The sequence below is a fragment of the Paraburkholderia caribensis genome, from assembly GCF_002902945.1.
Classification (GTDB): domain Bacteria; phylum Pseudomonadota; class Gammaproteobacteria; order Burkholderiales; family Burkholderiaceae; genus Paraburkholderia; species Paraburkholderia caribensis.
On sequence record NZ_CP026102.1, the window covers coordinates 2,146,747 to 2,168,196 of the forward strand.

Genomic DNA, 21,450 nt, shown 5'->3' on the forward strand with positions numbered 1-21,450 from the left:
CGAAAGCCCGCACGCGGTGATGCCGCGATCAGAAGTTGTATTGCTTGTAGTTCGTCTTGTCGACGTTCACCCAGCCCTGGCCGCGCACGATGATGCCCTTGCCCGGACCCTTCTCGACCGTCACCTTCGTATAGCCCGGAATGCCGAGGTCGGCGCCGTTCTGCACGGTCTTGCCGTCGACCAGCATCTGCGCGACCTTGTTCATCGCGAGACCGGCCAGCTTCGGGTCCCAGAACGCGATGCCGTTCACCGCACCGCTTTCGAGGAACTTGCCCGCTTCCGTCGGCAGGCCCGTGCCGTACACGCAGATCTTGCCTTGCATGCCCGCCTCTTCAACCGCGCGGCCAATGCCGATCACATCCAGCGACGACGAACCCTGGAAGCCCTTCAGGTCGGGATGCTTGCGCAGCACTTCCTTCGCGACTTCATACGCTTTCTCGCCGTCGTTATTCGTTTCGAGCTTCGGCTCGACGAGATTCAACTTCGGATACTTGGCCTTCGCGTTGTTGATGCCGCCGTCGGCCCATTGCACCTGCGAGCGGCTGCCGAGCGAGCCGACCAGCACGGCCCACTTGCCGTCCTGATGCATGCACGATGCGAGACGCTCGTTCAGGCCCGCGCCGTATGCGGAGTTGTCGAAGGCCTCGATGTCGACCATCGTGTTCTTCGCGTTGTCCGCTTCATGCGTGACGACCTTGATGCCGCGATCCATCGCCTTTTTCAGCGCGGGTTCGAGCGTGGGCGGATCGTACGGAACGACGGCGATGGCCGTCACTTTCTTCGCGATCAGGTCTTCGATGATCTTCAGTTGCTGCGCGGCATCGGCGCGGCCCGGGCCTGTCTGATACGCCTGCACGCCGGGGTTGTCCTTCGCGAACTCCTTGACGCCTTCGTCCATCCGGTTGAACCAGTTGATGCCCGTTACCTTGACGACCGTGACGATCGTTTCGTTGGTTGCGGCCTGCGCGGCGGCGATCACGCCGAGGGCGAGTGCGCCGGTTGCAAGGGCGGCGCTCAGTCGGGTCAGTTTCATGTGTTTGTCTCCGTTGCCTTTAGTGATCTGGTCATTGAGTTAGTGTCGCCCCTTCATATGCACGCGGAAATCCAGGGCCCCGATGTCCGCTGAAACTATCGCTGCAACGCTAGCGCCTTTGATTCGGCTGCGCGAAACCGAAGATCGCGCGCACGCGCTCGCCGCCCGCAAATGCGAGTGACGCGAGCAGCAGGAAACCCCACGCGCAATCGCCGAAAAACTGCGACACGCCGAGCAGATTGAAGAAGCTCGACAGAAACTGCAGCACCGTCGCCGCGAAGAACACGCAGACGATGCGGCCATAACCGCCCGCCGGATTCACGCCGCCCATCACGGCAATCAGGATCGCGATCAGCAGATACGAATTGCCGTAGTCCCACTTCGCACTCGACGTGTGCGTGACGCTTATCAGCCCCGCGAGCGATGCGAGGATGCCGCACATCATGTACGTGAGAATCAGCATCCGCGCGCGCGGAATGCCCGTGTAGAACGCCGCCTTCGGGTTCGTGCCCATCAGATACAGACGCAGGCCGAACGGGCTGCGCCGCAGCAGCCAGCCGAGCACGACGACCGCCGCAATGAAGATCACGAACGACACGGGCACCTGGAACCACGTGCCATTGCCGATATCCGACAACGGCTCGACATAATCGACGTGCACCGACGCGCCATTGCTCAACACGACGGCACAACCCGTGAACAGCAACTGTGTGCCGAGCGTGCAGAGAATCGGCGTGAGGCGCAAACGTGCGATCACGATGCCGTTCACGAGCCCGCCAATGGCGCCCATGCACACGACGATCGCGCAGAACACGCCCGTATAGAGCATCGGCGCATCGTCGCCGCTGATGAACTTCGGCACGACCAGCGCCGCGACCATTCCCGACAGGTTCGCGAGCCCGACGCCCGACAGGTCGATGCCGCCGTTGCCCGACACCATCGACAGCATGATGCCGAGCGCGAGCAGCCCGAGTTCGGGCAACTGGCCGCCCATCGACTGCAGGTTGTCGAGCGAGACGAACTGACCGTGCGAGATCCATGTCGCGGCGAGCACGACGAGCACGTTCACCGCTAGCAGAAAGTTCAGTTGCCGGTCGCGGAACAGGCCGGAGGAAAGCGAGGACTTCATGTCGAAACGAACTCCTTCATGCCGCGCGCCGCACCGGGCGGCGCACGCGCTCAATGCGTTGAAACGGGATGACCGGCCTGGGCCAGCACGTCGTTGACTTCGGCGAGCGTGGGCATCGAAGGCGCGGTGCCGGGCCGCGTCACCGAAATGCCCGCCAGCGCGCAGCCGAAGCGCGTTGCCTCGACGGCATCCGCGCCGCGCGCAAGCGCTGCCGCGAAGCCGCCCGTGAAGCCATCGCCCGCGCCTGCTGTTTCAACCACGCGTCCACACTGGAACGCGGGCACGAACACCGATTGCTCCGCCGAATGCAGCAACGCGCCCGCTTCGCCGAGCGTCACGATCACATTGCGCACGCCTTTCTTCAGCAGCACGTCAGCGGCACGGCGCGCATCGTCCACATTGCCGACCTCGATGCCCGTCAGCGCGGTCGTCTCCGTTTCGTTCGGCGTGATGTAGTCGCACAGCGGGAAGATGCTGTCGTCGAGCGGCAACGCGGGCGCGGGATTGAACACGGTCGTCACGCCATGCTTGCGCGCGACTTCGAGGCCATGCTTCGCAGCGCCGACCGGCTGTTCGAGTTGGGTGACGAACACGCGCGCCGAGGCGATATCCGCTTCGATCGCGTCGACGTCGCCTGCATTCATCGTCGCTGCCGCGCCGGACGCGACGATGATCGCGTTCTTGCCGGTGGTGTCGTCGACGAAAATGTGCGCTGCGCCCGTCGATGCGCCGTCGATCACCGACGCACGCGACGTAATGCCCTCGACGTCCCAGGTGGCCCGCGCGATCTGGCCGAACGCGTCGTTGCCGATGCGCGTGCAGAAAACTACGTCGGCGCCCGCACGCGCCGCCGCGACGGCCTGGTTCGAGCCCTTGCCGCCCGGGCCCATCTTGAACGCATTGCCCGCGATCGTTTCGCCGATCAACGGCATGCGGTCCGCGCGAAACGTGAGATCCGTCACATAGATGCCGAGAATGACGACGCGGCCTTCTTTCTGTTGCGTCGCCATCGTCATGCCTTTGGTGCGTCGGGCGCGAGCAGCACGCCCTTCTTGAAGATGAAGCAGCCGTAGCCGCGCGTTTCGCCCGTGGCGATCACGCAGTAGGCTTTCTTCGCGCGTGCATAGAACGCAAAGCGCTCGATGCCGACGAACGGCACGTCGCGCCCTTCCGCCTCGTTCACTTCGGCTTGCGCTTCGCGCTGCACGGCGGGAAGCGTGTTCGGCTCGCCGACCACTTCCATGCGCGAGGCGGGATCGTCGACGAACGTATCGAGCGGCAGCACCGACAGCAGCGCGCGAATCGCGCGCGGCGCATCGACGCCGTCGAGCCGCAGCAGTTTGCCCGTCACGGACTCCCGCGCGACCGAGTCGCCAGGAAAGTTCGCGTCGCAAATCACCACTTCGTCACCGTGGCCCATCGCGCGCAGCGCGTGCAGCACATCGGCGTTCAACAGCGGGTCCAGATTCTTCAGCACGTTGTCTCCTCCGTTATTCGGTTGGCGCGCTATCGTTCTGTCATGCCCTGTCAGGCGATCAGAAAGCGATCAGTCGCCATACGGTATCCAGATGTTCTTGACTTGTGTTGCATGGCGCAGAAACGCCGGGCCTTCGCTCGATGTGTCGAACCAGTCGAACGCACGGCCATGGTCGACGAACGTGCGCTTCAGGTTGCCCACCGACTCGCGTTCGGCAAGCGCCGAATCTTTCGCGGAGCCGAAGCACCACAGCGCATCGACATCGTCGTGCTTCGCGAGCGCCGGCAGCAGCGCATCGCGTTCGCCCGTCACAATGTTGAGCACGCCCGCGGGCACGTCCGACGTCTCCACAATCTGATAGAAGTCGGTCACTGTAAGCGGACTCGACGAACTCGGCAAGGCAACCACACGATTTCCCATCGCGAGCGCAGGGGCAATCAGCGAAATGAAAGACAGCAACGGCGCTTCATCCGGGCACGCAATGCCGATCACGCCGAGCGGCTCGTTCATCGCGAGCGCGACGCCGCGCAGCGGCGGCGCATGCACCGCGCCGTCGAATTTGTCGGCCCACGCGGCATACGTGAAGAGCCGCGTCACCGACGCATCCACTTCGCGGCGCGCTTGCGCAACGCTAGCGCCCGTTCGCTTCACCAGTTGATGCACGAATTCATGCGCGCGCACCGCAAGATTTTCAGCGAGGTAATAGATCACCTGTGCGCGGTTGTGCGCGGTGGCCTGCGACCACTTCTGCGCGCCACGCGCCGCCGCGACGGCATTGCGGATGTCCTTGCGATTGCCCTCGCCCACTTCGCCGACGAGCGCGCCATCGGCGCCGTAGACGGGCAGCGTGTAGCCGCTGTCCGGCCGCGCCTGCTTGCCGCCGATAAAGAGCTTGGCCGTGCGGTCGATCGCCAGCACATCGGCCGTTTGTTCAAACTCATGCGCTTGCGCCGACACCTCCGTCACGCGATGCACCGGGCGACGCTCACCGAGCGCGAGCCATGCCTTCGGCTTCACATATTCGTAGATGCCTTCGCGGCCGCCTTCGCGTCCGTAGCCCGACTCGCGATAGCCGCCGAAGCCGACGGCCGCGTCGAACAGGTTCGTCGCGTTGACCCACACCACGCCGCACGCGAGGCGCGGCGCGATATCGAGCGCGCGGCCGATCGTCTCGCTCCAGATGCTTGCGGCGAGTCCGTAGCGCGTGTTGTTCGCGAGCGCGACGGCTTCGTCGGGCGTGCGGAACGTCATCGTCACGAGCACGGGGCCGAAGATTTCTTCCTGCGCCAGCGTCGAGGCGGGCGCGACGCCCGTGACGAGCGTCGGCGGATAGAAGCAGCCGCCCGCGGGCACCGTGGTTTGCGTCGACTGATAGATTTCGCAACCTTCCAGACGGCCCGCTTCGACCAGTGAGTCAATGCGCTCCAGTTGCACCTTATCGACAATCGCGCCGATATCGATGCTCTTGTCGAGCGACGGGCCGACGCGCAGCGTCGCCATGCGGCGCTTGAGCTTGTCGATGAAGCGCGCAGCGACGCCTTCCTGCACGAGCAGACGCGAGCCCGCGCAGCACACCTGCCCCTGGTTGAACCAGATCGCGTCGACCACGCCTTCGACAGCACCGTCGAGATCGGCATCGTCGAACACGATGAACGGCGACTTGCCGCCCAATTCCAGCGTCAATGACTTGCCCGTGCCCGCCGTTGCCGCGCGGATCAGGCGGCCCACTTCCGTCGAGCCCGTGAACGCGATCTTGTCGACGCCCGCATGTTCGACCAGCGCGGCGCCCGTGCGTCCGTCCCCCGTCACCACGTTCAGCACGCCCTTCGGCAAGCCCGCGCGGTGCGCGAGTTCGGCGAACAGCAGCGCCGTCAGCGGCGTGTATTCGGCCGGCTTCAGCACGACGCAATTGCCCGTGGCGATAGCGGGCGCGATCTTCCATGCGAGCATCAGCAGCGGGAAATTCCACGGCACGATCTGGCCGATCACGCCGAGCGGCGCGAAGTCCTTGAACTCGCTGTCCTGCAGTTGCGCCCAGCCCGCGTGATGCAGAAAGTGCCTTGCTACCAGAGGGATATCGATGTCGCGCGTTTCGCGTATCGGCTTGCCGTTGTCGAGCGCTTCGAGCACGGCGAACAGGCGGCTGTGACGCTGCACCATTCGCGACAGCGCATACAGATGACGCGCGCGGCCCGCGCCGCCCAGCGCGAGCCAGCCCGGCTGAGCGGCCCGCGCAGCGGCAACGGCGGCGTCCACATCCGCTGCGTCGCCTTGCGCGATGTGCGCGAGCAACCCGCCAGTGGCCGGTTCGTGCGACGCGAAACGCTCGCCTGCTGCGGGCGCGCGCCATCCGCCGTCGACGAAATGGCCAAATGTCGCGTCATGCTGCGCAAGCCAGGCGCGCGCAGGCTGATCGTCCTCGGGTGCGGGACCGTACTCCATTGATGAAAAATACTCGGCTACGCTCATGGGATCGATCTGCTCAGGCAACAGGGTGGCGGTTGAAGGCGGAATAGCGGCCAGTCGCGTAATGCTCGAGCTGGCGTTCGATATCGGCGAGAAGACTGGAAGCGCCGAAGCGGAACAGTTCGGGTTCGAGCCACGCGCGGCCCAGTTCTTCTTTCATCAGGATCTGATACAGCAGCGCCGTCTTGGCGTTCGACACGCCGCCCGCCGGCTTGAAGCCAATCAGGATGCCCGTGCGCGCCTGGTATTCGCGGATCATGCGCGCCATCACGAGCGACACGTCGAGCGTCGCGTTGACACCCTCCTTGCCCGTCGACGTCTTGATGAAATCGGCGCCCGCCATCATGCAGATCATCGATGCCCGCGCAACGTTCGACAGCGTCTGGATATCGCCCGTCGCGAGAATCGCTTTCAGATGCGCTTCGCCGCATGCGGCGCGGAACTCGCGCACTTCGTCGTACAGCGCCTGCCAGTTGCCTGTCAGCACGTGCTCGCGCGTGACGACGATGTCGATTTCCCGAGCACCGTCAGCCACCGATGCCTCGATTTCCTTCAGCTTCAGCGGATGCGGAATCAGGCCCGCCGGAAAACCCGTCGATACCGCCGCAACAGGAATGCCGCTGCCCGATAGCGCATCGACGGCAGCCGCGACGTAGCGGTGATACACGCACACGGCGCCCGTCGTGATGGTATGCGGCGGCACGCCGAGCGCCGCCAGAATGTCGGCGCGCACCGGCTGTCTCGCTTTCGCGCACAGACGCCGCACGCGGCCTTCCGTGTCGTCGCCGTTGAGCGTCGTGAGGTCGATGCAGGTGACGGCTTTCAGCAGCCATGCGGCCTGCGCATCTTTCTTGACGGTGCGGCGGGTGCCGAGCGTCGCCGTGCGCCGCTCGACAGCCGACTGGTTGACGCGCAACCCGTCGAGCCACGCGAGATCGAAAGGCACGCCCGGGTTACGGGCGGGATGAACGTGGGCCGCGCGCCGCAGCGCGACGACCGACGAGGACTGGGTAGGAGCTTCAGGCATGGACATCCGCAAGTTTGTGCAATGCACCGCAACGGCTGATGGTTTATTTGCATGCATCGTACATCGCTTGAGAGGATTCTAACAAGCTTCGTTACGATCGTTTCCAGCACTCACGAACGCGGCAGGCCCGGCGCACACGTGCGAAAGTCTTGTCCAGTAAGGCTTTGTTCGTAGCCGGCAGCGCGCATCGGTGTTTTCACCAGGGTGTGACGGGAGGTGACCGGGGTAAGCGGCGTCACAACCGTTGGAACGGCGCTTGCGGCAAGCCGTCAGGGTCGGGGTGACGGGCGGGGGACACGCACATGAACGTGAAGATCGGTATTTCGGGTTGGCGCTACGATGGCTGGCGCGGCGTGTTCTATCCGCAGGGACTGGCGCACAGGCGCGAACTCGAATTCGCGTCGCGCGCCGTCGACACCATCGAGATCAACGGCTCGCACTACTCGCTGCAAAGCATCGGCAGTTATCTGTCGTGGTATGAGGCGACGCCCGACGGCTTCACGTTCAGCGTCAAAGGCCCTCGTTATCTCACGCACATGCTGCGCTTTCGCGACGAGACCGCACTGCCGGCGATCGCAAACTTCTTTGCGTCCGGCGTATTGGCGCTACGCGACAAGCTCGGCCCCTTCCTCTGGCAGTTTCCACCGAACTTTCCATTCGAGCCCGACCTGTTCGAACGATTCCTCGCGCTGCTGCCGCAAGACTTCGATTCCGCCGCGAAACTCGCGCTTCAGCACGATGGCCGCGTGAAACAGCCGTGGTTCGCGGTGGAAACGAACAGGCGCTTGCGGCACGCAGTCGAAATCCGTCATCCGAGCTTTTGCGTGCCGGAATTCGTCGCGTTGCTTCGCAAGCACAAGGCGGCGCTCGTCGTGTCGGACGCCGTCGCGGGCTGGCCCTATGGCGAGGACGTGACGAGCGACTTCATTTACATGCGCCTGCACGGCAGCGAAACGTTGTACGGCGGCGCGTACACCAACGCGGCGCTCGACCGCTTCGCCGCCCGTGTCGACGCATGGGCACGCGGTAGCGAACCGCGCGACGCGGTGCGCTTCGATCGTCGCGCCGCCGCGCCGCTCGCGTGACGTATTCGTCTATTTCGACAATGACAAGAAAGTGGAAGCGCCTTTTGATGCGGCGCGGCTCAAGACACGTCTCGAGCAGATGAAAAAAACGGGACGCGCCGCATGAATCCACCGATATGAGGCCGCCTGACCTCATTTCAAGGCGCCGTTTTTTGCAGAAATTGCACTTGAAAGTTTGCGCAGGCTTCCTATCTATCGAGTCACCAGGGCAGCCGCTGCATCGACATGACGGCGCTGCGTGTATCCATTCGTTCGTCGCGGCATGACAGGCAAACCGGCACACTCAGGCCGGCGCGCCTCGCCGCTCAGAGGAGAGAGCGACCATGAGTGACTTGTACTTCGGAACCGATGTGTTCAACGAACTCGACCGCTTGCAGCGGCACATGTCGAGCGTGTTCAACGGCTTCCCTTCGAGCCTGCGTTCGAGCCGCGCCGGCACATTCCCGAGCCTCAACATCGGCACGACCGACGAAGCCATCGAGATCGTCGCGTTCGCACCCGGCATCGATCCGTCGAAGCTGGAACTGTCGATCGACAAGGGCTTGCTGACCATCGCAGGCGAGCGCGCGGCGGCACGCCCGGCGCAGGAAGAAGGCGCGCGGGCCTATGCACAGGAACGCTTCAACGGCGCGTTCCGCCGTGTCGTCGAACTGCCGCAACAGGCCGATCCCGACAATGTGCAGGCACGTTATGTAGACGGTTGTCTGCTGATCACGGTCGGCAAGCGCGAAGCGTCGAAGCCGCGCGCAATCACGGTTCAATAAGGGCGAGGAAAAGATCATGAGCGACAATACTCAAATGACCCAGCGCGACGAGAGCGCGGTAAGCCGCAACGGCGCGCGCCAGCAGGAACGCCGCGTCACGCTGACGCCGCCCGTCGATATCGTCGAGGACAGCAAGGCGGTGACGCTATGGGCGGATCTGCCCGGCGTATCGAAGGACAAGCTCGACATCCGCGTGCACGACGGCAGCCTGACCATCGAAGGCGAATCCGTGGTCCCGGCGGCATCGAATGTGCGGCTCTCGCATGCGGAAGTGCGCGCGCCCTTCTTCGCGCGGCGCTTTTCGATCAGCGACGACTTCGACACGTCGAAGATCGAAGCCAATCTGAAAGACGGCGTACTGAAGCTCGTCATTCCGCGCCGCGAACAGGCGCAGCCGCGGCGAATCGAAGTGAAACTCGGCTAAGCGTTTCATCGATGTGAAAAAGGAGCACCCGACATTGCGGCGTGCTCCTTTTTTGTCTGCGTGCAACGAACCAGCGGCGCGCTATGCCGGTCGATTCAGCGCGGATCGCAAGCTCGCGATCACGTCGCTCCAGTCGTTGCGCTTCGACTGACGGAACAGGCGCATGTGCGGATACCACGGACTGTCGTCGCGCTTCAGTTGCCAGCGCCAGTCGGGTGTGAACGGCAACGCGATCCACACGGGCTTGCCGAGTGCGCCCGCAACATGTGCAACGGCTGTGTCGACGGCGATCACGAGATCGAGTTGCGCGATCAGCGCGGCTGTCTCGGCGAAACTCGTCAACCGGTCGGACACATCGCGCAACACGCCGCGCGCCACGTTTGCATCGAGACACGCGCGATCGCTCTCGCGCACATCCTTCACCAGCGACACGAACTGCGCGTTCGCATCGAACAGCGGCATGCACTGCGCGAGCGGAATCGACCGGTTGCGGTCGTTCAGATGCGTGCGGCTGCCCGACCATACGATACCCACGCGCGGCCTTGCATCGTCTTGCGCGAATACGTCAGCCCATTGCCCGGCCAGTTGCGAATCAGCATGAATGTAGGGGCTTTCCGTGGCCAGATCGGCTTCGCGTAGCTTCAGCGCGAACGCGAGACTGAGCATCGGGATATGGTAGTCGAACGCGGGCAACGGCGCGCTTTCGCCGATCACTTCAGCCGCGCCGGGATAGCCGCGCAACAGCGGCAGCAACGCATCCTGAACCCGCACGATAACGCGCGCACCCATCGCACCCAGACGCCCGACGAAACGGATGAACTGCACCGTGTCGCCGAAACCCTGCTCGCCATGCACGAACACCGTCTTGCCATTGAGCGGCTGCTTGCCCGTCCACAGCGTCGTGTCGGGCAAACCGTGACGCATCGTGCCGTCGAGCCAGCGCCATTCGTATTCGCGCCAGCCGTGCTCGAACTCGCCTAGCAGCAGATTGGTCTGGGCGCGATTGGTGCGGGCGCCGGCGTCGTTCGCATCGATCGACACGGCCTTCCTGAACTGCTGCAACGCTTCGTCGAAACGATGCAGATCGCGCAACGCGACGCCCAGATTCACGTATGCGCGCACGAAATTGGGCTTCAACGCAATCGCCTGGCGATACGCGGCGAGTTCTTCGTCATAGCGCTCCATCTGCCCGAGCAGCGTGCCACGGTTGTAGTGCACTTCGGCCGATTGCGGATAGCGCTGGGCGAGGCGCGCGAGACGTTGCAGCGCGCGTTCGTGCTCGCCCGTCGCAACGAGCGACATCGCCGCGCCATGCAGCGATTCGGCGTGATCGGGATATGCGGCAAGCACGCGCTCGTAGAGCGCGATGGCGTCGGCATGACGCCCCGCGAGCTGACAGATATGCGCGGCAAAATGAAGCTGCTGCGGGTTCGTCGAAGCTGGCCGCGCGGCGCGCGTCGCGTAATCGGCGGCGCGCGCGTAATCGCCCTGCTTCGCCGCGACGTAGCCGAGCGCTTCGAGTGTTTCGTTGTGGTCTGGATCGATCGACAGAATGCCGTGCAGCAGCGCTGCCGCTTCGTCGTATTGGCCAGCGGTGAACTTCTGCTGCGCGTCAGCGAGGCTTTGGGCGATATCGTGATTCATGATGCAGCGGTTCGGCGCAACGCCGCGTCGCGCCCGGGGACGAAGAGGTCGATTGTACGCGAGCCCCTCGCCTTGCCTTGGCTTTAGCGTCTTTCCGCTGCTGTCACGCCGTAGCGTGCGGTGTCGTCAAACTGACACGCGGATCTTATGGTCCTTCTGCATTTCCTCGAGTTGCTTCTGCGCTTCGAGTTCTTTCTTTATCAGGTCGCGGACTTTCTGCATGACTTTTTCGCGCTCTTCCGGCGACATCTTCTTCAGGTCTTCTTCCGTGATGCCGAGCTTCGCGAGAATCATCTTTTCGATTCGTTCGCCCGTCGAGCCTTTGGTGTAATCGGTCAGTTGATCGAGCAGTTCCTTGAAGCTCGGTTTGTTGCCCGCTTGCGCGCCGGAACTGCGGGCAGCCGCGCTATTCGTGCTGCCCGTGCCGATCGTTCCGATGTTGTTCGTCGTTTGCATGGTCTTGCGTTCCCCGAGGTCTTGTTGAAATTCGAATCCGACATCTGCATTACGCTTGCGCAGGACTTTAGTCAGGACGAACAACGACGTCAACGGTTCGCCGCTGACATATTCGGACACAAACACCATCTGAGCCAGCCGACCAGCGCGAGCAGCATGAGCCCCGCGCCGCCGAGTACCGGCTCACGCCACGCGACGAGCGCGATGAACGTGAATGCGCGGGCGCCTGCGAGCAGCGCGAATCCGGCGATGGCACCCGATGCCGCATCGATTGCCCCCTGGACGCGCGCATACGCATCGGCGTTCAAGCGGACGGCGGGCTCATGCATGATCGATCTCCTGTCTTGGTATGTGGGACGGCCGTTTATGCGTCAGGCTGCGCCGGGCGCTTCGTCGAGAAAGCCGGTGACGGACTGCAACCGGCCGCCCGGTTCGACGATGCCGAAGTCGGAGCCCTTCACGATCGAAACGCCCGAGGGCGTCAGCAATTCCCACGAGAAGCGCAGGCGATCCGCAAAGCCGTCGACTTCCGTCGTGCGGCGAAACGTGTGATGCGCAAAGCGTTCATGGACGGCGCGGATCATCGCGTCGATGCCGTCGTGCCCGTTGCCGGACAGAAGCGGATCGAGGTAAGCGGCATCGCTCGCCCAGGTCGCCGAAATCAGCTCGCGGCGGCGGCCGGCATCGGTTTCGTTCCAGGCGTCGAAGTAACGGTCGATCAGTGCGGTATGCGCGTTCATCAGGGATTCCTTCAGTGGGTGAATGGTCGAGAAGTCCGCCGCGTATTGCCTGTTTGCGGCGGCCTCGGACTGAAGATTCGTCGATGAACGTACGTGAGTCGATTACGCGGGAGGTAATGATCCGGCGGCACCTGCCGCTTCACAGCGGGCAGGTGCCGGAAGGAAAGAGATGCGGCGTGGTTTGAGCGTACGCGCGCTAGGCGTTCGCGGTGCTGATCTGATCGGCGAGCCGCCGGCCTGCGTCATACCCGGCTTCGCGCGCTTCCTCTTCGCTGTGGAAAGTCGCGACGAGTTCCTGGAAGCGGCGGCTTTGCCCCGCAAGATGCGCGTCGGCGCCGTGATGGCATACATAGCCGACGTAGTGCCACAAGGTCTCCGGCACGGGCGGCCCATAGGCCGTGACGGGAAGCACCCAGACTTCCTGGCCGTTGTGCTCGATCTTGTCCCACATGTTCGCCTCCGGAACGGTCGCAAGGGACTTCAGTATGAGCGCGTTTGGCTGCGCCGGCGATCCTGCGTGCGGCGACGCTTTACCTCCAAGGTAATGGAATTGCGCCAGGGTTTGGCTATCATCGACGCCATGAACACGCTCACTGCCACCCTGCCCGCGCCCTCGGGCGCCCCTTCGATGAGCCGCACGGTCGGCGACATGCTGCGCGACTGGCGTCAGCGGCGCCGGATGAGCCAGTTGCTGCTCGCCTCCGAAGCCGAGATCTCGACGCGCCACCTGAGCTTCGTCGAATCGGGCCGCGCGCTGCCGAGCCGCGAAATGGTCATGCATCTCGCCGAACGGCTCGACGTGCCGCTGCGGGCGCGCAATGCGCTGCTGGTCGCAGCGGGCTATGCCCCGCTCTACCGCGAACGGCAATTGAGCGACCCGCAACTGGGCGCGGCGCGCGAAGCGATCGATCTCGTGCTGAAGGGCCACGAGCCGTATCCCGCTGTCGCCATCGACCGGCACTGGACGATCGTCGCCGCGAACAGCGCGCTCGCGCCGCTGCTGACGTCGGCGACTCCCGCGCTGCTCGAAGCGCCCGTCAACGCGCTGCGCCTGTCGATGCATCCGGACGGCATCGCGTCGCAGATTGCCAACTGGCATGCGTGGCGCACGCATCTGCTGTCGCGCCTGCAGCGCCAGGTCGACGTCAGCGCCGATCCGACGCTCGCCGCGCTCTACGACGAACTGGCCGCCTACCCGACGCCGCCCGACGCCGAACCTGCCGACGACACCCCCGCGACGCCGCTTGAACAGATCGCCGTACCGCTGCGCCTGCGCACCGGACTTGGGGTGCTGTCGTTCTTCAGCACCACAACCGTGTTCGGCACGCCCGTCGACGTCACGCTGTCGGAACTCGCGATCGAAGCCTTCTTCCCCGCCGATCCGCAAACGGCCGACGCGCTGCGCAGATTCGCGGATACGCGCGCGTCGTCGGACGCCGCGAGCGACTGAGGAGCGCGCATGCACGAAGACATCTCGATCCGCCAACTGGAAACCGCCGACCGCGATGCGTTTTTCGCGCTGCGTCTGCGTGGCCTGAAAACCCACCCCGCCGCGTTCGGGCAAAGCTATGAGGAGGCCGTCGAGCTTGGCCCGTCGCAACACGACGCGATGCTGTCCGGCGCGGGCGCCGCATTGGGCAACTTTCTGCTGGGCGCGTTTTGCCCGACGGATGGCGCGCTGCTCGGCACAGTCGGGCTGCGGCGCGACGTGGGGCACAAGCACCGGCACAAGGGCCACGTGCTCGGCATGTATGTCGCCGACAAAGCCGCCGGACGCGGCGTGGGACGTGCGCTGCTGACGGAGTTGCTCGAGCGTGCGGGGCAGATCGACGGCTTGCGGCAGATCGCGCTGAACGTGACGAGCGCAAACCGGTCGGCGCGTGCGCTGTACGAATCGCTCGGCTTTCGGGTGTACGGCACCGAGCCGGATGCGCTGTGCATCGACGGCATCTTTCACGACGCCGACCTGATGGTGCGCTTCGTCGAAAGCCGAAACGAATGAGATAGCAAACGCCGGGATGTGTGAGCGCTGACGCGTGCGTAGACTGAGTGGTATCGACAACGCGGAAGACGCGACGGAGCCGCTCATGCAGGATTTCGCATTCGACCACCAGTCCACGCTGTTCGGCGACGCAGACGAAAAGCCGCGCAAACGCCAGCGGCAGTCCGTGCCCACGATCGCCACGCCGCAGTTTGTCGAGCGGCGCGTCGACGCGATCGACTGGCGCCGTATCGCGGCCGAACTGGACGCGCAAGGCTGCGCCATGCTGGACAACCTGCTGAGCGCCGAAGCATGCGACGCGCTGAGCGCGCTCTACCCTCGCGACGATCTTTACCGCAGCCGCATCGCGATGGCGCGGCATGGCTTCGGGCGCGGCGAGTACAAATACTTCGACTATCCGCTGCCCGACGTGGTCGGCGCGTTGCGCACAGCCGTCTATCCGCATCTCGCGCCGCTCGCGAATGCCTGGAACGAAGCCATGCGTATCGACGTGCGCTTTCCGCCGACACTCGCCGCCTTCCTGCGCCGCTGTCATCAGGCGGGGCAATTGCGCCCCACGCCGCTGATGCTTCAATACACGGCTGGCGATTACAACTGCCTGCATCAGGACCTGTATGGCGAGCACGTTTTTCCCTTGCAGCTCGCGATCCTGCTGTCCGAACCGGGCAAGGATTTCACGGGCGGCGAGTTCGTCCTGACGGAGCAGCGTCCGCGCATGCAGTCGCGCGCGGAGGTCGTGCCGCTGCGCAAGGGCGATGCCGTGATCTTCGCCGTGCATCACCGGCCCGTGCAGGGCGCGCGCGGCGCGTATCGCGTGAACATGCGGCATGGCGTGAGCCGGCTGCGGTCGGGGCATCGGCATACGCTGGGGGTGATTTTCCACGACGCAAAATAGGTCTTACGACTCCGCAGTGCGGCATCGAAGGCGCTGCGGACCGCCCGCCCCGGCATCGAGCCAGCAAGCGCGCGACGCCCCGCATCCTCCGTCATGACGTGCTGGGCGCCCGCTGGGCGATCGCGGTCAATCTCTCGCCGTCTTCGCGGCGGCTGCTGCGCTGACGGCCGTGATCGAGAGACGCCGTCACGGGCACCTCGTCGGCGATGCGCCGCGCAACGGCAGTGCGTCGCCGTGGCTGCACGGACCGTGGCCGCTGTTCGCGGGGCCGTGGCGCTCGCGCTGCTCGACTTTGCGACGCTCGCCCTGTCGGGCCGTCCGTGGGGCGTGACTTCGGCGTTTGCACTGTGGGGCGCGAAGCTCTTCGCGCTGGCGGGCAACGACGTCGCCGGTTGGCCTTACTGGAGTTCTCACACGAATGCCACCGCCCTCGCATCGTCCGTTACACGCGATGTAACGAACGTAATGGATGCGGGCAATGTGCGCGGCGCGATGGCTGCGGCCGCTCTAGCGGGCTGCCAGGCGCCCGTCTGGCGCGTGCCCATGCGACCCCCTCGTCGCCGCCGTCGTGGGCGGCCTGATGCCCGGCTACGGCGCCCGGCTGGCCTGCGGTTGGAAGGTGGGGCGCGTATTTCAGTCCGGACGTGTCAGGCAGCCTGCATGGCTGGTGGTGGCACGTCGCCGCGTTTGCCGCAACGCAATCGGCACCCGCCTGCGTCCCCTTTCGGCCTGGAAGTCGAGCAAATCCGCCAAACGGGCTGCTGACGCGTTACAAACTCCGACCGTCCCTGTAACAAGTTCAGCGCCAACCCGTTACATTTCCTTCCCAGTTTGTAACGTCTTTTCGTTACATCTCGGGTTATCCCCGAGCCGCTAACCCGCAGCGTATTTTTTACCTGGCGCTTTTTTGTTTTCTTTCTACCGGCTTTCTGAACTTATATGATTTTAGCATAAGCCAGGTTGCAGGCGTAAATCGGAAACTCTTGCTTGAAGCCTTATCTGACAAGGGTTTTCCAGAAGCCCGTTGCAAACGTTTTCCGTCTGTCCAGCGATTATGACGACGCCATGAAAGAGTTACCGAAACGAGTGTTGTTTTGTCGTATCTTTTTTTTGAGAAAGGTGTTGATTTCTGGAAATCCTGTTCATACAATTCCGCCCAAGCTGTTACGAAATGTAACGGGTTGTATCAAAGGTTGGCTGGTTGTATCTGTGCACCAAGTTGACGCCGGAAATCTTCAGTGTCCGGCGGGGCATAAGACCATAACGGCAGAAAATGCCGACATAAGTAATTCGGGGCTTCGGAAACAGAGAAAATGGACCGTAGCAGCGAGACGCTGGATTCAATCCGCGAAATCAATTTGTCTTACATCATGCTCGCACAACGTATGTTGCGCGAGGACAAGGCAGTCGGCATGTTCCGCCTGGGCTTGTCGTCGGAGCTGGCTGATATTCTTGCCGGGCTGTCGCTCGCGCAGATCGTCAAGCTGGCCAGCTCCGATCAGCTTTTGTGCTTCTTCCGCTTCAACGACCACACGATGTTAGCGGCGTTGACGCACACGTCCCGTCACGCGGAGGTGGCATCGACGCATGCCGCGATCCTGCTGGCTGGACAGCCCGCAGAGCAGTTCGCTTAAGACCGGAGAGGACTGCCATGCTGAAAAAGAGCCTTACCGAAGACGCGCAGGAAGTGTTCCGCGCGATCGCGCTGATTGAACTGGGCGCGCGCATGCAGGTGCTCGAAAGCGAGCTGACGCTGTCGCGCGACCGGATGATCCGCCTGTACCGCGAGGTCAAGGGCGTATCGCCGCCCAAGGGCATGCTGCCGTTCTCGGCGGACTGGTACATGACGTGGCTCGCGAACATCCACGCATCGCTCTTCTACAACACGTACCTGTTCCTGAAGAACGAAGCGCGCTGCTCGCATCTGGACGCGCTGACCAAGGGTTATCGTCTGTATCTGGAGCATTGCCGTCATAGCGAGACCGAGCCGGTGCTCGATCTGACGCGTGCATGGACGCTCGTGCGTTTCTTCGACGCCGACATCCTGCAACTGACGCCGTGCTGCCGTTGCAGCGGCAAGTTCGTCGCGCACAAGCACGACTTGCAGCACAACGTCGTATGCGGCGCCTGCCAGCCGCCGTCGCGCGCGGGCAAGACGAAGAAGGCCGCCGCCGCGAAGCGCGAGGCGGAGAAGGACATCGTATCCGTGCCGCAAGTCGCGGAAGAAATCGAAGTACTCGAAGAACAGATGCTCGAGGAAACTGCGTTGGCGGCCTAGCGCCGCGCATTGCTCAGTCCATCCGAAGCTACGCAGTATCTTGAAGCCGGTCTCGCGAGACCGGCTTTTTTTCGTCTGTGCTCGATGCGCGCTGCAACGCTCAGCCTGCGAACCCGAACGTCTGCACGACCAGCCAGATATTCGCCGCGCTGATCACGACGAACAGCGACCACGCGATGATGCGCGTCGGCAGCCGGTTCGTGAATTCGCCCATCAGCGCGCGGTCGTTCGTCATGCGGATCAGCGGGTAGAGCGCGAATGGCAACTGCAGGCTCAGCACCACCTGACTCGCAACGAGCAACTGGCCGACAGCGCCATTGCCGAGCATCTGCACGCCGACGAGCGCGGGAATCAACGCGAGCGCGCGCGTGATGAAGCGCCGCTGGTAGCACGGAATCTTCAGTTGCAGAAAGCCTTCCATGATGACCTGCCCGGCGACCGTGCCCGTGAACGTCGAGCTTTGCCCCGACGCCAGCAGCGTGACCGCGAACAGCACGGCCGCGAAGCCCGTGCCGACGATGGGCGCGAGCAGCCGGTAGGCGTCCTCGATCTCGGTGACCTGGGTATGCCCGGTTGAATGGAACGCAGCCGCCGCGAGAATCAGGATCGCGGCGTTGATCAGCAGCGCGAGAAAGAGCGCGACGATCGTATCGATACGCGACAGCGAGATTGCACCTGCGATGCCTTCGCGGTCGCGCTTGATCGCGCGCGTCTGCACGATGGACGAATGCAGATACAGGTTATGCGGCATTACCGTCGCACCGAGAATGCCTATCGCGAGATAAAGCGGCTCGCGTTCGCTGACGGCTTGCCACGACGGCACGAGTCCCGCCGCGACGGACGGCCAGTGCGGATGAACCAGCGCCAGTTCGATGACGTATCCCAGGCCGATCGTCGCGACCAGGCCGAGCATGATCGCTTCGAGGTCGCGAAAATTCTTGCCCTTCAGGCCGAGCACGATCAGTGTGTCGAATGCGGTCAGGATCACGCCGACCGTCAGCGAGCACTTGAACAGCAGATGAAACGCGAGCGCGCCGCCCAGCACTTCGGCGAGATCGCAGGCGATGATCGACAGTTCGGCGAGCAGCCATTGAATGCGTGCGACACCTGGCGAGTAACGCGTGCGTGACAGTTCCGCGAGATTGCGGCCCGTCACGATGCCAAGGCGCATGCTGAGGCATTGCAGCACCATTGCTGCGAGGCTCGACAGGACCACGACGAACAGCAGGCTGTAGCCGTAGCGCGAGCCGGCTTCGATGTCGGTGGCCCAGTTGCCGGGGTCCATGTAACCGATCGACACCAGCAGGCCGGGACCTGCGAACTGAAGGATTTTTTTCCAGAATGGAGCGGACTGCGTGACGGCGACGGAGCCCTGCACCTCGGATGGGCAGAACGGCGCGGTAGCTGTGGTTGGAAGTTTGAACTGCAAAGCCGGTGACCTCAAGGGAGTGATATCGCAGCGCGATGAGAGTCGCTAATGGGTCGCTGGCGCGAAACCTGGGTTGCTGCCCGCGAAACGGCTTCAAGTGTACAAAGAAATATAGGGTTCGGGCGTGCAAGGGTGCACGGGATGGTTGGTGGTTTGGGTTTGCTTTTGGTGGTAGGCGCGCTTTGTTGTCTGCCTTTGGGCTGGCATTTGTAGGTTGGTTGGTCTGGCCTTTGCGCTGGCATTCGCGAATTGGCTTTGCGCTGGCATTCGCGATTTGGCTTTGCGCTGGCATCCGCGATTCGGCTTTGCGCTGGCATCCGCGAATTGTTAGCGTGCTTCAGGCGTCGCCCCTGTGCGGGGCGGCACCTACTTTTCTTTGCCGCCGCAAAGAAAAGTAGGCAAAAGAAAGCGGCTCACACCGCCAGCTCTTGTTTTCATCCACGGGCCCCCAACGTCCCCACGCTTTAAACGGCAACGCGCTTATTGATGCCCGCTGCTAACGCTTCGAACAGATGCCTCACCCGCTTCAGGCACCCGTACCCGTGCAAGCGGCAGCGAATGGTATGTGCCACCCAGGTGGCAAACTGTGTGTAGGTTGTCGCACTGCACAGGTTAGCGCTCTTACCAGAAACACCAACCGTGCTACCCAGTCCGGAGTGGTGCGCGTATGGCGCGAAAGCCGACACACAGTTTGCCACCTGGGCGGCGGCGGACTGCCTGGCGCGGCGTGCTGAGACGCGGGTGTATGAAGCGGGTGAGGCGTACGGAGAGGGCGTTGGCAACGCAGGTGAACAGGTGCGCTGCCATGTGAAGGATGGGGACGTTGGGGGCCCGTGGATACGAACAAGTGCTGGCGGTGTGAGCCGCTTTCTTTTGCCTACTTTTCTTTGCGGCGGCAAAGAAAAGTAGGTGCCGCCCCGCACAGGGGCGACGCCTGAAGCAAGCTAACGTCACGCGGATGCCAGCGCAAAGGCCAGAACAATCAACCTGCGGATGCGAACACAAAGACAACCCGCAACTGCCAGCGCAAACAAAACCTACTGCTTGGCCACTTGCTGCGACTGCCCGTCGGCGCTGCCGACATCAGCCTTCACATCCCCCCACCCACCCCCAAGCGCACGAATCAGATTAACCGTCGCGACCGCCTGGGTTCCGGCAAGATGACTCAACTGCAACTGCGACTGCAGCGTCTGCCGCTGCGCATCGATCACATCCAGATACGCAACCTGCCCTTCCTGATACTGCGTCTGCGACAAATGCTCCGCCCGCTTCGACGCGTTGACAGCATCGTTCTGCTCCCGCGTCTGATCCCCAAGCAAACGCAAATCGGACAAGTTGTCCTCAACTTCCCGAAACGCCACGAGCACCTGCTGCCGATACTGCGCCACATCCTCGTCATACTTCGCGCGCGCATTCGCGAGATTCGCCTTGCGTCGTCCGCCGTCGAAGAGCGGCACCGTGAGCGCCGTCCCGGCAAACGGACCGAGCAGGAACGCGCGGCTCGACCACTGGAACAGATCGCCGAGCGTCGTCGACTCGTAGCCGAACGCACCCGTGATGTCGAGCTTCGGAAAGAACGCCGATTTGGCCAGGCCAATCCGCGCATTCGCGCCCGCCATCGCGCGCTCCGCCGCCGCGATATCGGGCCGGCGCTCGAGCAGCGCCGACGGCAATCCAGCAGGCACGCGCGCCGTCACCGGCACAAGCGGCGTCTCGGGGAACGAGAACTCCGCAGGCGCCTTGCCAAGCAGAATCGCAAGGCCATGCTCGGACGCCGCGCGCTGACGCGCCACGCCAACCGCATCGGCACGCGCCGTCGCCAGTTCATTGCGGGCGCGCGACACGTCGAGCTCGTTGATGTCGCCTTCGTTGAAGCGGCGCTCGACGAGTTTCAATGCGTTCTCACGCAACGTCACCGTCTGACGATACAAGCTCAACTGCGTATCGAACTCGCGCAACTGGAAATAGTTCTGCGCGACGTCCGCCTGCAACGCGAGCTGCACCGAACGGAACAATGCTTCGCTCTGCGCCTGGTCGGCACGCGCGGCATTCACGTTCGAACTGACGCGGCCAAACAGATCGACCTCATACGAAGCCGTCACCTGGGCGCGCCACAGCGTTTGCGTCGGCACATGCGCGTCGTTCGGCAGGAATTGCGAAGCGGGCGACAGACGCTCGCGCGTCGGCCCGAAGCCCGCATCGAACGACGGGAACCACGAGGCGCGCGCCTGCTGCGTCAGCGCGCGCGATTCCTGCACGCGCGCCGCGGCGGCCTTCAGGTTCTGGTTCGCATCGGCGGCCTGCTTTTCCAGATCGTTGAGCGTCGAATCGCCGAAAATCGTCCACCATTCGCCGCGATGCGCATCTTCAGCGGGCTCGGCCGTCTTCCATGTGCCCGCCTCGCTCGCCGGCAGCGGCGCATTCGCCGCGTCCGTCGTCGACGCCGACACGGGCGCTTCCTTGAACGCCGCCGGCGTCGCCGCATCGGGACGCTTGTACGTCGGCTCGACCGAGCACGCCGCGAGCAGCAACATCAGCAGCGTGCTCGCCGCCGCGCGACCCAGGCCGCTCATCTGTTCAAAATTTTTCATTGTCATTTTC

At 63.6% G+C, this 21,450-nt stretch carries 21 protein-coding genes and 1 pseudogene; 9 read left to right on the plus strand and 13 right to left on the minus strand.

The features are described 5' to 3' along the window. Positions 1-28 precede the first annotated feature (28 nt). The 6 genes from C2L66_RS26225 to deoC form a co-directional block, all read right to left on the minus strand. On the minus strand, positions 29-1,033 hold the full coding sequence (locus tag C2L66_RS26225; protein WP_035996855.1) for an autoinducer 2 ABC transporter substrate-binding protein: 1,005 nt from the start codon (positions 1,031-1,033) through the stop codon (positions 29-31). Between the two features lie 109 nt (positions 1,034-1,142). Beyond that, positions 1,143-2,162 (minus strand): ABC transporter permease, encoded by a 1,020-nt coding sequence (locus C2L66_RS26230; protein ID WP_054933779.1) that lies wholly within the window; start codon positions 2,160-2,162, stop codon positions 1,143-1,145. A 50-nt stretch (positions 2,163-2,212) separates the two neighbouring features. Beyond that, entirely contained in the window at positions 2,213-3,172 is a 960-nt protein-coding gene (gene rbsK, locus C2L66_RS26235; RefSeq protein WP_054933785.1) for a ribokinase, read from the minus strand. 2 nt (positions 3,173-3,174) lie between these two features. Beyond that, positions 3,175-3,639 (minus strand): RbsD/FucU family protein, encoded by a 465-nt coding sequence (locus C2L66_RS26240; RefSeq protein WP_054933778.1) that lies wholly within the window; start codon positions 3,637-3,639, stop codon positions 3,175-3,177. A 69-nt stretch (positions 3,640-3,708) separates the two neighbouring features. After that, a complete protein-coding gene (locus C2L66_RS26245; RefSeq protein WP_060607159.1) occupies positions 3,709-6,108 on the minus strand; it encodes an aldehyde dehydrogenase family protein in 2,400 nt (799 codons plus the stop codon). Positions 6,109-6,121: 13 nt separating this feature from the next. Further along, a complete protein-coding gene (gene deoC, locus C2L66_RS26250) occupies positions 6,122-7,132 on the minus strand; it encodes a deoxyribose-phosphate aldolase (RefSeq protein WP_054933783.1) in 1,011 nt (336 codons plus the stop codon). A 302-nt stretch (positions 7,133-7,434) separates the two neighbouring features. Here deoC and C2L66_RS26255 point away from each other — a divergent pair, with 302 nt between their 5' ends. The 3 genes from C2L66_RS26255 to C2L66_RS26265 all read left to right on the plus strand — a co-directional run bounded on the left by C2L66_RS26255 (position 7,435) and on the right by C2L66_RS26265 (position 9,405). Beyond that, a complete protein-coding gene (locus C2L66_RS26255) occupies positions 7,435-8,217 on the plus strand; it encodes a DUF72 domain-containing protein (RefSeq protein ID WP_409372606.1) in 783 nt (260 codons plus the stop codon). Positions 8,218-8,540: 323 nt separating this feature from the next. Then, positions 8,541-8,981 (plus strand): Hsp20/alpha crystallin family protein, encoded by a 441-nt coding sequence (locus tag C2L66_RS26260; RefSeq protein WP_060605560.1) that lies wholly within the window; start codon positions 8,541-8,543, stop codon positions 8,979-8,981. A gap of 16 nt (positions 8,982-8,997) precedes the next feature. Next, positions 8,998-9,405 (plus strand): Hsp20/alpha crystallin family protein, encoded by a 408-nt coding sequence (locus tag C2L66_RS26265; RefSeq protein ID WP_060605557.1) that lies wholly within the window; start codon positions 8,998-9,000, stop codon positions 9,403-9,405. Positions 9,406-9,486: 81 nt separating this feature from the next. Here the strand turns inward: C2L66_RS26265 and C2L66_RS26270 are convergent, their stop codons facing one another. From C2L66_RS26270 to C2L66_RS26290, 5 genes are all read right to left on the minus strand, one after another. After that, positions 9,487-11,049 carry a tetratricopeptide repeat protein gene (locus C2L66_RS26270; protein WP_060605555.1) on the minus strand — a complete coding sequence of 521 codons (1,563 nt, stop codon included), beginning with the start codon at positions 11,047-11,049 and terminating at the stop codon, positions 9,487-9,489. A gap of 126 nt (positions 11,050-11,175) precedes the next feature. Continuing rightward, positions 11,176-11,505 carry a hypothetical protein gene (locus C2L66_RS26275; RefSeq protein WP_233444982.1) on the minus strand — a complete coding sequence of 110 codons (330 nt, stop codon included), beginning with the start codon at positions 11,503-11,505 and terminating at the stop codon, positions 11,176-11,178. 89 nt (positions 11,506-11,594) lie between these two features. Further along, positions 11,595-11,834, minus strand: a complete 240-nt coding sequence (locus C2L66_RS26280) for a hypothetical protein (RefSeq protein WP_060605549.1) — start codon at positions 11,832-11,834, stop codon at positions 11,595-11,597. Positions 11,835-11,876: 42 nt separating this feature from the next. Next, positions 11,877-12,245 carry a nuclear transport factor 2 family protein gene (locus tag C2L66_RS26285; protein ID WP_060605545.1) on the minus strand — a complete coding sequence of 123 codons (369 nt, stop codon included), beginning with the start codon at positions 12,243-12,245 and terminating at the stop codon, positions 11,877-11,879. Positions 12,246-12,441: 196 nt separating this feature from the next. Continuing rightward, on the minus strand, positions 12,442-12,696 hold the full coding sequence (locus C2L66_RS26290) for a hypothetical protein (RefSeq protein ID WP_007585681.1): 255 nt from the start codon (positions 12,694-12,696) through the stop codon (positions 12,442-12,444). A 129-nt stretch (positions 12,697-12,825) separates the two neighbouring features. Here C2L66_RS26290 and C2L66_RS26295 point away from each other — a divergent pair, with 129 nt between their 5' ends. The 6 genes and pseudogenes from C2L66_RS26295 (at position 12,826) to flhC (ending at position 17,420) form a co-directional block, all read left to right on the plus strand. After that, complete coding sequence (locus C2L66_RS26295; RefSeq protein WP_457920650.1) at positions 12,826-13,695, plus strand: MmyB family transcriptional regulator; 870 nt, start codon at positions 12,826-12,828, stop codon at positions 13,693-13,695. A 9-nt stretch (positions 13,696-13,704) separates the two neighbouring features. Then, entirely contained in the window at positions 13,705-14,247 is a 543-nt protein-coding gene (locus C2L66_RS26300) for a GNAT family N-acetyltransferase (RefSeq protein WP_054933769.1), read from the plus strand. An 85-nt stretch (positions 14,248-14,332) separates the two neighbouring features. Then, complete coding sequence (locus C2L66_RS26305) at positions 14,333-15,142, plus strand: 2OG-Fe(II) oxygenase (protein ID WP_082434000.1); 810 nt, start codon at positions 14,333-14,335, stop codon at positions 15,140-15,142. A gap of 101 nt (positions 15,143-15,243) precedes the next feature. Then, a pseudogene (locus C2L66_RS41835) lies at positions 15,244-15,907 on the plus strand (YeeE/YedE thiosulfate transporter family protein); the annotation flags it as partial. 548 nt (positions 15,908-16,455) lie between these two features. Next, positions 16,456-16,776 carry a flagellar transcriptional regulator FlhD gene (flhD, locus tag C2L66_RS26315; protein ID WP_054933768.1) on the plus strand — a complete coding sequence of 107 codons (321 nt, stop codon included), beginning with the start codon at positions 16,456-16,458 and terminating at the stop codon, positions 16,774-16,776. Positions 16,777-16,793: 17 nt separating this feature from the next. Continuing rightward, positions 16,794-17,420, plus strand: a complete 627-nt coding sequence (gene flhC / locus C2L66_RS26320) for a flagellar transcriptional regulator FlhC (protein WP_054933767.1) — start codon at positions 16,794-16,796, stop codon at positions 17,418-17,420. Between the two features lie 100 nt (positions 17,421-17,520). Here flhC and C2L66_RS26325 read toward each other — a convergent pair whose 3' ends face one another. Together C2L66_RS26325 and C2L66_RS26330 are read right to left on the minus strand one after the other, a co-directional pair. Next, positions 17,521-18,849 (minus strand): Nramp family divalent metal transporter, encoded by a 1,329-nt coding sequence (locus tag C2L66_RS26325; RefSeq protein ID WP_054933766.1) that lies wholly within the window; start codon positions 18,847-18,849, stop codon positions 17,521-17,523. A 1,037-nt stretch (positions 18,850-19,886) separates the two neighbouring features. Continuing rightward, a complete protein-coding gene (locus C2L66_RS26330; RefSeq protein ID WP_060607156.1) occupies positions 19,887-21,440 on the minus strand; it encodes an efflux transporter outer membrane subunit in 1,554 nt (517 codons plus the stop codon). Positions 21,441-21,450: the final 10 nt, after the last annotated feature.